This window comes from Streptomyces purpurascens (genome assembly GCF_045040895.1).
GTDB lineage: Bacteria > Actinomycetota > Actinomycetes > Streptomycetales > Streptomycetaceae > Streptomyces > Streptomyces purpurascens.
Window position 1 is genome coordinate 6198960 of record NZ_CP108341.1, and the last position, 12299, is coordinate 6211258.

The window sequence follows — 12299 nt, forward strand, 5'->3', positions numbered from 1 at the left end:
ACCATGAGCCAGACCCCGGACAGCGTCGTCCGTACGTACATCCAGCAGCACCGCGACGCCTTCCTCGACGACCTCGCCGAGTGGCTGCGCATCCCGTCGGTGTCCGCCCAGCCGGACCACGCGCCCGACGTACGACGCAGCGCCGACTGGCTCGCCGCCGAACTGAAGGAGACCGGGTTCCCTACGGCCGAGGTCTGGCAGACCCCCGGCGCACCCGCCGTCTTCGCCGAGTGGCCCTCCGACGACCCGCAGGCGCCCACGGTGCTGGTCTACGGTCACCACGACGTGCAGCCCGCCGCCCGGGAGGACGGCTGGGACAGCGACCCCTTCGAGCCCGTCGTCCGCGAGAACCGTCTCTACGCGCGCGGGGCGGCCGACGACAAGGGCCAGGTGTTCTTCCACACCCTCGGCGTCCGAGCCCACCTCGCCGCCACCGGCCGCACCACCCCGGCCGTGCATCTGAAGCTCCTGATCGAGGGCGAGGAGGAGTCCGGCTCGCCCCACTTCAGGGCCCTCGTCGAGCAGCACGCCGAGCGGCTCGCCGCCGACGCCGTGATCGTCTCCGACACCGGCATGTGGTCCGAGGACACCCCCACGGTGTGCACCGGCATGCGCGGCCTCGCCGAGTGCGAGATACGCCTGCACGGCCCCGACCAGGACATCCACTCCGGCTCCTTCGGCGGCGCGGTGCCCAACCCGGCGACGGCCGCCGCCCGCCTGGTCGCCGCCCTGCACGACGAGCACGCGCGCGTGGCGATCCCGGGCTTCTACGACGGCGTGGTCGAGCTCACCGACCGCGAGCGCGAACTCCTCGCCGAACTGCCCTTCGACGAGTCGCAGTGGCTGCGCGCGGCCAAGTCGTACGCCACCCAGGGGGAGGCCGGGTACACCACCCTGGAGCGCGTCTGGGCCCGCCCCACCGCGGAGGTCAACGGCATCGGCGGCGGCTACCAGGGCCCCGGCAGCAAGACGATCGTTCCGTCCTCCGCCCTGGTGAAGCTGTCCTTCCGGCTGGTGGCGGGCCAGGAGCCCGGCCATGTGGAGAAGGCCGTCCGCGCCTGGGCCGAGCAGCAGGTGCCCGCCGGGATCCGCTGCGAGATCACGTTCAGCGGGGCCACGCGCCCGTGCCTGACCCCGCTGGACCACCCGGCCCTCCAGTCGGTCGCCCGCGCGATGGGCCGGGCCTTCGAACAGCCCGTCCGCTTCACCCGCGAGGGCGGCTCCGGACCGGCGGCGGACCTCCAGGACGTCCTCGGTGCACCGGTGCTGTTCCTCGGCATCTCCGTCCCGTCCGACGGCTGGCACGCCCCGAACGAGAAAGTGGAGATCGACCTGCTCCTCAAGGGCGTCGAGACCACCGCGTACCTGTGGGGCGACCTCGCCGAGAGCCGGCGCCATGCGCCCTGAGCGCCCAGGGCCGCCCGGACCGGCCGCGCGCGAGGGGCACACTGGAAGAGCCGCCCCGCACCGCCCGAGCCCCGCCGGACCCGGTCGCCTCCCGCCGCACGTCCCGCTGATCAGCCCGCCGAACCCGACCGTTCCACCGGGGAGTTGGAAGCACCAGTGACCACCTGGACCGACCAGAACGCCGACCGACCCATCTCGCTCACCGCCCCGAACGGCATCGACAGGGGCGCGCACCACCGGCTCGACGAGGCCTGGCTCGCGGCGGCGTGGAGCCACCCCTCGACGCGCTGTTTCGTGGTCTCCGGCGGCCAGGTCCTCATCGACGAGACGGCGGACGGGCGCACCGAACTCGTCATGACCCCCTCCTTCGAGGCCCCCCTCACCGAGGCACACCGCTACTTCCTCGGCATCGACGAGGACGGCGTCAGCTACTTCGCCCTCCAGAAGGACTCCCTGCCCGGGCGTATGGACCAGTCCGCGCGTCCGGCGGGCCTGCGCGAGGCGGGCCTGCTCCTGTCGGCCCGTGACGTGGGCCTGATGGTGCACGCGGTGGGTCTGGAGAACTGGCAGCGCACGCATCGTTTCTGCTCGCGCTGCGGCGAGCGCACCGTCATCGCCGCGGCCGGCCACATCCGCCGCTGCCAGGCCTGCGGCGCCGAGCACTACCCGCGCACGGACCCCGCCGTGATCATGGCCGTGACCGACGAGGACGACCGCCTCCTGCTCGGCCGCCAGGTCCACTGGCCCGAGGGCCGCTTCTCGACGCTCGCCGGTTTCGTCGAGCCCGGCGAGTCCATCGAGCAGTCGGTGCGCCGCGAGGTCCACGAGGAGGTCGGCATCACCGTCGGCCCGGTCGAGTACGTCGCCAGCCAGCCCTGGCCCTTCCCGTCGAGCCTCATGCTGGGCTTCATGGCCCGCGCCACCTCGACCGAGATCGAGGTCGACGGCGACGAGATCCACGAGGCCCGCTGGTTCTCCCGCGAAGACCTGCGCGCCGCCTTCGAGTCCGGCGAGGTGCTCCCGCCGTACGGCATCTCGATCGCGGCCCGCCTGATCGAGCTCTGGTACGGCAAGCCGCTCCCGATGAGGAGCGTGGCCTGACCCCCGTGTGAGCCGTGTCCAGGCCCTGGCAGCGGAAACGGAGAAGGCGGTTCCTGAGCCGCCTCAGGAACCGCCTTCCCCGCACAACCGCGCTGCGCCTACGCGCCGACCTTCTGCTTCACCTGCGCCAGCGACGGGTTGGTGAGGGTGGAGCCGTCCGGGAACAGAACGGTGGGCACCGTCTGGTTTCCGCCATTCGCCTTCTCCACGAACGCGGCGGATTCCGGGTCCTGCTCGATGTTGATCTCGGTGTACGCGATGCCCTCGCGGTCCATCTGGCTCTTCAGCCGGCGGCAGTAGCCGCACCACGTGGTGCTGTACATCGTCACAGTGCCCAGCATGTCTCTCGTGCTCCTTCGGTGGCTCGGGGGCGGGTGGTCGCAGAGGTGGAACGTACGTGAAGGGGCCGCCATTCCCGGGGCCCGGGCCCTGCCGGACGTGACGCCTGCCGCATTAGTACGACTATCGGGGCCCGCCTGTGGACAACCGGCACGGCCGTCTCCCGCGACCTGGCAGCATGGCTGTGTGACAGCAGCAACGCACTCCACCCTGTTCCCGCAGGTACCGGACTCGGCCGACGCGGTGCTCGACGGGCTCGACCCCGAGCAGCGCGAGGTGGCCACCGCCCTGCATGGTCCGGTGTGCGTCCTGGCGGGCGCCGGCACGGGCAAGACCCGGGCGATCACCCACCGCATCGCCTACGGGGTGCGCGCAGGCGTCCTCCATCCCTCCAGCGTGCTCGCCGTCACCTTCACCAACCGCGCCGCCGGAGAGATGCGCGGCCGGTTGCGCCAGCTCGGCGCCGCAGGCGTCCAGGCGCGCACCTTCCACTCGGCGGCCCTGCGTCAGCTCCAGTACTTCTGGCCGAAAGCGATCGGCGGCTCCATGCCCCGGCTCGTCGACCGCAAGATCCAGCTCGTCGCCGACGCGGCCGCGGCCTGCCGCATCCGGCTCGACCGGGGCGAGCTGCGGGACGTCACCGCCGAGATCGAATGGTCCAAGGTCACCCAGACCGTCCCCGCGGACTACGCGCCCTCCGTCGCCAAGTCGGGCCGTGAGGCCCCTCGCGACCCCGCGGAGATCGCCCAGCTCTACGCCGCCTACGAGGACGTCAAGCGCGAGCGCTCGGTCATCGACTTCGAGGACGTGCTGCTGCTGACCGTGGCCGTCCTCCAGGACCGGCACGACATCGCCGAACAGGTCCGCTCCCAGTACCAGCACTTCGTGGTCGACGAGTACCAGGACGTCAGTCCCCTCCAGCAGCGCCTGCTGGAACTGTGGCTCGGCGAGCGGGACAGCCTGTGCGTGGTCGGAGACGCCAGCCAGACGATCTATTCGTTCACGGGAGCAACTCCGGACCATCTGCTCGATTTCCGCACCCGCCACCCCGGCGCCACCGTCGTCAAGCTGGTCCGCGACTACCGCTCCACGCCCCAGGTCGTCCACCTCGCCAACGGCCTGCTCGCCCAGGCCAGGGGCCGCGCGGCCGACCACCGCCTGGAGCTCGTCTCGCAACGTGCGCCGGGGCCCGAGCCGGCCTACACGGAGTACACCGACGAGCCCGCCGAGGCGGAGGGCGCGGCCCGCCGCATCCGTGAACTCGTCGACGCGGGGGTACCGGCCGCCGAGATCGCCATCCTGTTCCGGACGAACGCGCAGTCCGAGACCTACGAACAGGCCCTCGCCGACGCCGGGGTGCCCTACCAGCTGCGCGGCGCCGAGCGGTTCTTCGACCGTCCGGAGGTGCGCAAGGCGGGTGTCGCCCTGCGCGGCGCGGCCCGCTTCGGCGGCAACGACTCCCTCCTGGACGACGTCGTCGACCTGCCCTCGCAGGTGCGCGCCGTACTGTCGGGCGAGGGCTGGACACCGCAGCCACCGGCCGGCTCCGGCGCCGTCAGGGAGCGCTGGGAGTCCCTGGCCGCCCTGGTGAACCTCGCCCAGGACTTCGCCGCCGCCAAACCCGGCGCCACCCTGGCGGACCTCGTCGCCGAGCTCGACGAACGGGCGAACGCCCAGCACGCCCCGACCGTGCAGGGCGTCACCCTCGCCTCCCTGCACTCGGCCAAGGGCCTGGAGTGGGACGTCGTCTTCCTGGTCGGCGTGGCCGAGGGCATGATGCCGATCACCTACGCAAAGACCGACGAACAGATCGAGGAGGAGCGCCGCCTGCTGTACGTCGGCGTCACCCGCGCGCGGGAACACCTCCATGTCTCCTGGTCCCTCTCCCGCTCACCCGGCGGTCGCCCCAACCGCCGCCCCAGCCGTTTCCTCGACGGGCTGCGCCCCGGCTCGACGGCCACCAAGGGCCGTACAACCGGCGGTGCCGCGGGCGGCATCGAGCGCGGAATCCCCGGAACCAGGGGTTCCGCCCCGAGAAGAGCGCAGCGAACCCCCGCCCGCTGCCGCGTCTGCGGCCGCACGCTGACCGACGCGGGCGAGATGAAGCTGATGCGCTGCGACGGCTGCCCCTCCGACATGAACGAGGGCCTCTACGAGCGGCTCCGCGAATGGCGCGCCGACCAGGCACGGAGCAGCGGTCAGCCCGCCTTCTGCGTCTTCACCGACAGGACACTGGTGGCGATCGCCGAGACCGCGCCCGACGACGAGCACGAGCTGGCGCGCATCCCGGGCGTCGGTATGCGCAAGCTCACCCGCTACGGAGCCGATGTCCTGGCCATCTGCGCAGGCCAGTACACCGGAGGGGACACAGATCAGGACTGACACCAACTCGTCGAAAAAATAGTTTGCGCATGCCCCAGCAATCCCCATAGGTTCTTAGGCACGAGAGCAGCGGCCTTCTCGAAGGCCCTGATTCCGTGTTGTACTTGCATTTCCGTCGGACTGGTTCACCCAGTCCCCCGAGACGCCGAGAGGAGGCGAGTCCAGTGATCAGCATCAACAGCAGCTCCATCAGCACCGTGAAAATGACCGATCGCTCGGCCGTCTCCGCGTGCATGCTCGGCGTTTCGAACCTGGGCACCGGTCTGTCCGGCATTCGTGCCGTCCGTCCGGCGTCCTCCTCCGTTGCTCCCGCGGGCCTTCCCGTCCGTGAGCGCAATGAGCGACCGACCAAGGCACTGGAAGCAGCAGTAAAGGCGCAGGCGCGGGCCTATGCCTTTACGGCGACCGGTGCCGGATTCCGGAAGCAGACGACGCAGCACCACCAGATGTGGGCCTTCCGTGGGCCAGAACCCTGGAGTGATCCAGCCTGATCTGATCAGGCCGGCGCCTTCAGGGCCGCGGAACCCCATCCGGGATCCGCGGCCCTTCTGTTTGTCCCTGACCAGGGACGACGGACCGAAGGAGCCTCGGGACAAGAAAAGAACCGGGTACCAGCCGCCCCCCGGCCAACAGGCCGGAACGACCAGACGAGGAAGACGAACCGTGCAACTCGAAGCGCACGCCCCGTCCGTACCGCCTTCCGACACGATCCCCAAGCCCGGCTCCACGGAGGACTCCGCCTTGACCCCGCTCACCGCGCTCACCGCGCTCGACGACGCCATCGAGAACCTCGGCGTACCCGTCCCGTGCCGCTCCTACGACCCGGAGGTCTTCTTCGCCGAGTCGCCGGCGGACGTGGAGTACGCCAAGTCCCTCTGCCGCACCTGCCCGCTGGTCGAGGCCTGCCTCGCCGGCGCCAAGGAGCGGCGTGAGCCCTGGGGTGTCTGGGGTGGCGAGCTGTTCGTGCAGGGTGTCGTCGTCGCCCGGAAGCGGCCGCGTGGCCGCCCGCGCAAGAACCCGGTCACGGCATGAACACCGCAGGAACGATCGACCGTCCTTTCACGCACGACCCCCAGAAGCAGGCCCCGATGAAGCCGTCCACCCACGAGCCCGCAGGCTCCGCGACACAAGACCTCACCCCGCACGGCGCGAAGGACTCGCGCCAGAACAGGACCCGAGAGATGCAACTCATCCCAGAAGCCATGGCTCGTGCACATATGCACGAGCGACTGCAGGAGGCGGAGCGAGACCGCCGGGCCGCGCGCCTGGTGGCCGCCCGCCGGATGCAGCGCAAGGCGGAGCGCGCCTCACGGCGTGCCCGCCGGGCGCTCGCCATGGCGGTCATGCAGTAACCGAGCCCACCTGAAGCGGTGGCCTCCCGGCCCGGGAGGCCGAGCTCACCCCGCGGGGGCCGGTCCGTGCGAACGGACCGGCCCCCGCGGTGCGTTGTATCCGCGAAGCCGCCGGGCACGGCGATATCGTCGGCGCGTGACGAGTCCTCCCGGAGGAAACGACGACGGCGGCTCCGCCGCGGAGCCCGAACGCCTCGTGTGCGCACGCTGCGGCACCTCGGCCGAAGCCCCGCGGCTCACCTGGACCTGCTCCGTGGAGCACAGCGCTCGCCGGGACTTCTGCGAGACCTGCTCCCGGGAGAACCTCAGGTCGATCGAGGGGCGGCTGGACTCGGACTGGTGGTAGAGCGTGGGCAGCGGGCCACCTGCGGATCACCAGCGGGACCCGCCGGGGCTCACGCCTCCGCCGCCGACTCCTCGCCGTCCGCCGGGTCCTCCGGGACGAACCCCGGCAGCCACTCCTCCAACTCCTCGCGCAGACGCACCGCCGCCCCCAGCTGGCACAGCACCCCGATCGTGCTCAGGGTCACCCGGTGGATCAGCAGATACGCAGGGGGCAGGTTGAGCTGCTTGGCGAGCTGGTAGGCGGGGGAGCGGGGGTCGGCGACGCGGGCCGCCTGGCTGCGCATCCAGCCGCGGGTGAAGGTGAACTCCTCGACCTGGGCCGGCTCGATGATCGGCAGCAGGTAGTCCAGGACCGCGTCGGGATCGAGCTCTATGGTCTCCTTGACGAACCCCTCCGCGCACAGAAGCTCGTAGACCGCCTCGGCCTCCCCGTCGAGGGTCATCCGCAGGGACTCGCCGATGGTGGCCGGCAGACCACCCGGGAGACGGTCGACCGTGCCGAAGTCCAGGACACCCAGGCGCCAGTCGTCCTCGCCCTCCGGGCCGCCGGGAAGAAGCCGGAAGTTGCCCGGGTGCGGATCGGCGTGCAGCAGGCCGGTACGGGCGGGGCCGGAGAACAGGAAACGGGCCAGAAGCTGGCCGGCGCGGTCACGCTGCTCCTGGGTGCCGTCCGCGATGATCTCCGACATCGGGATGCCGTCGATCCACTCGGTGACCAGGACCTGGTCGGACTGGTGCACCACCTGCGGCACGACGACGTCCGGGTCGTCCGTGAACTCCTCCGCGTGGGCCTGCTGGGCCTGGGCCTCGAGGCCGTAGTCCAGCTCCTCCGAGACGCGGTCCTTCAGCTCGGCGATCAGCGGCTTGATGTCCATCCCGGGGATCAGCGGACCGAGTAGACGGGAGAAGCGGCTCAGCTGGTTCAGATCGGACAGCAGGGCCTCGCCGGCACCCGGGTACTGCACCTTGACCGCCACCTCACGGCCGTCGTGCCACACCCCTCGGTGCACCTGGCCGATCGAGGCCGCCGCGGCGGGCTTGTCCTCGAACTCCAGGAACAGCTCCTGCCAGCCCTCGCCGAGCCGCTCCTCGAGCACCGCGTGCACGGTGCGCGTCGGCATCGGGGGCGCCGCCTCCTGGAGCTTCGTCAGTGCCGCCCGGTACGGGCCGGCCACCTCCTCGGGCAGCGCCGACTCGAAGACGGACAGGGCCTGGCCGAACTTCATCGCGCCGCCCTTGAGCTCGCCGAGCACCTTGAAAAGCTGCTCCGCCGTGCGCTGTTGGAGCTCGCGGCCGACCAGCTCCGCGGACTCGCCGACGATCCGCTTGCCGAATCCCCAGGTCGCCCGCCCGGCGATGCCGAGCGGGAGCGCGGCGAGCTTGGCGGTCCGGGTGACCGCCTTCCGGGGAAGATCAGACATGCGCCCTCCAAGTCCCAGCCGGCCGCTCCGCCTCTGCCTCACGGCACTGCTCCGACGGCCGTTGCACCGCCATTGTCTCGTGTGACTCCCCTTCCTCCGAGAGGCGCTCCCCCTTTCCTCTCTCCGCCGCAGCGCACGGGCATGCCGGATGCGCCCAGATCGGCCGGGCATGCCAGTGGAGACCGGGGACGGACACCTCCCAGCGTGCCCCGGCGCTCGACGGAACCCGGCCGTCGAGGAAAGCGAGCGCGTGGGCGGCCGCCAGTCCGGCCACGGTCGTGGCGAGTGCCAGGTCACAGGGCCGCACCTGCCGCTGCCTGCCGGAGCGCCACTGGGCGACCAGACGCGGCCAGGTCGGATCCCGGTCGGTGCGGCTGTTGTGCAGACAACCCGCGCAGCCCGTCTCCCCGGGCAGGACGAGAGGGCCGACCATGCCGGTCCCCTCCACGACACCGGCGTACAGATGGGGTGTCCCGGCGGACATCAGCGACTCGGCGGCCGACGGGTCCGGCGCGTACACGGCCACATCGTCCCGCGGGGCGACGATCACCAGCGAGAACCCGGGGTCACCTTCCTCCGGGGGCGTCTGCGCTGTCGCCGGGCGCGGCGGCCGGTCCGGGGCCGCCCGGCGCGCGGCACGTCGGGCCGCCTCGTCGCGGCGGTCGCCGACGGCATCGGCGGGCAGTCCGCCCGGCGCGACGTCCCACGGTTCCACCCGTCCGAGGTCGCGCACATCGACCTCGCCGACGCCGGCCCCCGCCAGCAGCGAGGCCAGCACGGCGCCGACCCGGCCCGCACCCCGCACCTGAACGCGTTGCGCGCGCCGGGCGGCCAGCTGCCTGATCGCGTCGCCGGGAGCGGAGGTGGTCAAAGACAGGGAGGCCAGGTCGGGGCGCAGCCGGTCGAGGACCTCCTTCTTCCGGCGCAGGTCGTCGGTGGCCGGTCCGCCGCCCCGCGCGTCGTCCAGGAGACCGGCCCGCGCGAGCCGCCGCACCAGCCCGTCGACATGACCGTCGGGCAGATCCATACGGCGTCCCTCATCGCGCAGCAGCTCCAGCCCCCGCGTGCCGTTCAGCAGGTCGAGGAAACTGTCCGTCGCCAGGTCCATCGGGCCGAGCGTCATCGCATGCGCCGGTGTCATCCCGAACTGCACCGTATTGAGGTCGCGCCAGCCGCGCCTGAGCGCGGGTTTCACCATCGGATGCATGACAGGCCCCCGTATGTCATAGATCGTCCCCGTGCGCCGGTCGAGTGTGGGAGCAGCTTGAGACTGGCCCGCAGGCCCGGCCCTGGTCCTGGACCGAACCCGCCCATCGCTTCGCCGACAAGAGCCAGCATGCCCAAACCCGCCGTCGGCTGCCGAAAGTTGTCCACAGGCACGGGCATTCGTCGTACAAATCCGGCGGCCGGTGGGGGCATCGGCACCGAACCGTCCTGGAGCCGGGACTTCCCCGTGTGCAGCGGGTAACGTCGGGGCGTGCCCGCCGACCCACTGCACCGCGCCGGAAAGCCACAGCGCAGCACGACGAGCCAGCCGCCGAGCGGCTCGAGGGCGAGCGCGATTGAGGTCCGCAGAAGCACCCGCCGACGCCGAACGGTCTCCGCGTACCGCGAGGGCGATCGCACCGTTGTGCTCATCCCCGCCCGGATGTCCGAGGCGGAGGAGCAGCGCTGGGTGACCGTCATGCTCGACAAGCTGGCCGCCCAGGAGAGCAGGCGGACCCTCGGCGACACCGAGCTGGCCGAGCGGGCCCGGCGTCTTTCGGACCAGTACTTCGGCGGGCGGGCCCGCCCCGCTTCGGTGCGCTGGGTGACCAACCAGAACACGCGCTGGGGATCCTGCACCCCGTCCGAGGGCAGCATCCGCCTGTCGCACCGCCTGCAGGGCATGCCCGAGTACGTCATCGACTACGTCCTCCTCCACGAACTCGCCCATCTGCTCGTCCCCGGACACGGACCCCGCTTCTGGGAGCTGCTGGAGGCCTATCCGCGAACGGAGCGGGCCCGGGGTTACCTCGAAGGCGTGGTCGCCGCCGAGCGGTTGCCGCATGTGCCCGGTGCGCGGGGTGAACGCCCACGGGGTGAGTGACCGCTTTGCGCGAGCGAGCAGCCGATACGGCCGCGCGGGGGTTCTGTACCGGGTCTGTACCGACTTCGTCCGGTGTCCGAGTTTGCCGTTAGCCTGGCGCGACGCAATCACGTTCTGGATGGGGGACGGTCGTTACGCATGGCCAGGGAATTCCAACGCGGCCACAAGGCCAGGATCAGTGACCTCACCGCGGGCACGGATCTGTACGTAGGTGTGCAGATCTCCGGCCCCGGACTGAGCTTCGACATCAGCTGCTTCGGCCTCGACGCCGATGAACGGCTCTCGGACGACCGCTACTTCGTCTTCTTCAACCAGCCGAAGTCCCCCGAGGAGTCCCTTCAGCTCCTGGGCGCCCAGGCGGGCGACACGGAGTCCTTCCGGGTGACGCTCGACCGGATCCCGCCGCAGATCCAGAAGCTGTCCTTCACGGCGACGATCGACGGCGCCGGCCAGATGTCGCAGATCGCCCCCGGGTACATCCGCATCGTCGCGGGCGGCGAGGAGGTGGCCCGCTACTCCTTCGACGGCTCGGAGTTCTCCACCGAACGGGCCGTGATGCTGGGCGACTTCTACCTCAAGGACGTCTGGCGGTTCGCCGCCGTCGGGCAGGGCTTCGACGGCGGTCTCGACGCGCTGCTGAAGAACTTCGGCGGCGAGGTGGCCGAGGAGGAAGCGCCCGAGCCCGCACCGCAGCAGCCGCAGGCCGGCGCAGCCCCCGGCTTCGCCCCGCCCGCGTTCGGCGTCCCCGGCACTCCGGAACCGGCTCCGGCCCCTGCCCCCGCACCGGCAGCGCCTCCGGCACCCGCTCCCGCGCCGCCGCCCGCTCCTCAGCCCGCCGCGCAGGGCTTCGCGCCGCCTCCGGCACCGGCGCCCGGAGTGCATGGCGCCCCGACCATCGTCGCGCCCATGAACACCCCGCCCGGCGGCTCCCCGGTGCCGCCTCCGGCCCCGGCACCCGCGCCCTACGGCCAGCCGGGCCAGCAGCCGCAGTACGGCCAGGTCCCCGGCCAGACGGCTCCGCTGCCTCCCGGCTACGGCCAGCCCCAGGCACCCCAAGCACCCCAGGCCCCGGCCCCGCCCCCCGGTTACGGCCAGCCCACCCCGCCCCCGGGCTACGGCCAGCAGCCGCCGCTCGGGCAGGCCCCCTACGGTGCCCCGCAGCAGGGTGCCGCCCCGCAGGCCGCCGCTCCCCAGGGCGCCGGCGTGTCCGCCGCGCTCCAGCAGTTCAAGGAGACGCCCACAGGGCAGCGCTGGACGCAGCAGAACAAGAAGCTCGTCCGCGTCGACCTCGGCGTCGGCGGACAGCCCGTGCTGGCCCGGCAGGGCAGCATGGTGCTCTACCAGGGCAAGGTCGACTTCAGCTACAAGGGCGCCGGCTTCGCCGGCCGGATCGTGGGCAACGCGACCGGCCAGGAGATGCAGCTGATGCGCTGTACGGGCCAGGGGCAGGTGTTCCTCGCCGAGAACTCGACCATGCTGCACCCCATCGAGCTCCAGGGCGACGCCGTCTGCGTCTCCGCCGAGAACGTCCTCGCGTTCGACGAGAGCCTCACCTACGAGGTCCGCCGCATCGAGGGACACGGCATCCCCGGGGGCGCGCTGTTCACGATGCAGTTCCAGGGGAGCGGCACCATCGTCGTGAAGACGCACGGCACGCCCGTGGTGCTGCCCGTCACGCCCACCACGTTCGCCGACTGCAACGCCGTGGTCGCCTGGTCGGCCGCCGCCCAGGTCGTCGTCTCCAGCCAGGTGCGGATGCGCCGCAACGCCTACCCCGGTGACACCGGCGAGAGCGTGAACCTCCAGTTCCGGGGAGCGCCCGGCAACTTCATCGTCGTTCAGCCGTACGAGGTCTGAGGGAGC

General features: G+C 71.7%; 12 protein-coding genes. 9 read left to right on the forward strand and 3 right to left on the reverse strand.

Features of this window, described 5'->3' with window-relative positions; translation table 11 throughout:
* The first annotated feature begins 3 nt into the window (after positions 1-3).
* Complete coding sequence (locus OHU35_RS28395) at positions 4-1407, forward strand: dipeptidase (protein ID WP_405507337.1); 1404 nt, start codon at positions 4-6, stop codon at positions 1405-1407.
* Between the two features lie 156 nt (positions 1408-1563).
* Positions 1564-2508 (forward strand): NAD(+) diphosphatase, encoded by a 945-nt coding sequence (gene nudC, locus OHU35_RS28400; protein WP_189723105.1) that lies wholly within the window; start codon positions 1564-1566, stop codon positions 2506-2508.
* 98 nt (positions 2509-2606) lie between these two features.
* On the opposite strand, the gene OHU35_RS28405 is transcribed toward nudC, so the two are convergent.
* Positions 2607-2849 (reverse strand): mycoredoxin, encoded by a 243-nt coding sequence (locus OHU35_RS28405; protein ID WP_031132359.1) that lies wholly within the window; start codon positions 2847-2849, stop codon positions 2607-2609.
* A gap of 184 nt (positions 2850-3033) precedes the next feature.
* Between OHU35_RS28405 and OHU35_RS28410 the strand changes: the two genes are divergently transcribed.
* The 5 genes from OHU35_RS28410 to OHU35_RS28430 all read left to right on the forward strand — a co-directional run bounded on the left by OHU35_RS28410 (position 3034) and on the right by OHU35_RS28430 (position 6927).
* A complete protein-coding gene (locus OHU35_RS28410; protein WP_359886563.1) occupies positions 3034-5229 on the forward strand; it encodes an ATP-dependent DNA helicase UvrD2 in 2196 nt (731 codons plus the stop codon).
* 164 nt (positions 5230-5393) lie between these two features.
* The gene (locus OHU35_RS28415; RefSeq protein ID WP_189723107.1) at positions 5394-5720 is read left to right on the forward strand and encodes a hypothetical protein; all 327 of its coding nucleotides are present in this window, start codon (positions 5394-5396) and stop codon (positions 5718-5720) included.
* Between the two features lie 172 nt (positions 5721-5892).
* Positions 5893-6261 (forward strand): WhiB family transcriptional regulator, encoded by a 369-nt coding sequence (locus OHU35_RS28420; protein ID WP_037766327.1) that lies wholly within the window; start codon positions 5893-5895, stop codon positions 6259-6261.
* Positions 6258-6581: a hypothetical protein gene (locus tag OHU35_RS28425; RefSeq protein WP_189723108.1), complete on the forward strand. Its 324-nt coding sequence runs from the start codon at positions 6258-6260 to the stop codon at positions 6579-6581. The genes OHU35_RS28420 and OHU35_RS28425 overlap by 4 nt, the downstream gene beginning before the upstream one ends.
* A gap of 136 nt (positions 6582-6717) precedes the next feature.
* On the forward strand, positions 6718-6927 hold the full coding sequence (locus OHU35_RS28430) for a hypothetical protein (RefSeq protein ID WP_189723109.1): 210 nt from the start codon (positions 6718-6720) through the stop codon (positions 6925-6927).
* A gap of 49 nt (positions 6928-6976) precedes the next feature.
* Here the strand turns inward: OHU35_RS28430 and OHU35_RS28435 are convergent, their stop codons facing one another.
* Complete coding sequence (locus OHU35_RS28435; RefSeq protein ID WP_189723110.1) at positions 6977-8347, reverse strand: AarF/ABC1/UbiB kinase family protein; 1371 nt, start codon at positions 8345-8347, stop codon at positions 6977-6979.
* Positions 8340-9554, reverse strand: coding sequence for a ThiF family adenylyltransferase (locus tag OHU35_RS28440; RefSeq protein WP_405507339.1), 1215 nt, complete (start codon positions 9552-9554; stop codon positions 8340-8342). The genes OHU35_RS28435 and OHU35_RS28440 overlap by 8 nt, the downstream gene beginning before the upstream one ends.
* Positions 9555-9824: 270 nt before the next feature.
* On the opposite strand from OHU35_RS28440, the gene OHU35_RS28445 reads away from it, so the two are divergent.
* Together OHU35_RS28445 and OHU35_RS28450 are read left to right on the forward strand one after the other, a co-directional pair.
* Entirely contained in the window at positions 9825-10436 is a 612-nt protein-coding gene (locus OHU35_RS28445) for a M48 family metallopeptidase (protein WP_189723112.1), read from the forward strand.
* A 138-nt stretch (positions 10437-10574) separates the two neighbouring features.
* On the forward strand, positions 10575-12293 hold the full coding sequence (locus OHU35_RS28450) for a TerD family protein (RefSeq protein WP_405507341.1): 1719 nt from the start codon (positions 10575-10577) through the stop codon (positions 12291-12293).
* Positions 12294-12299: the final 6 nt, after the last annotated feature.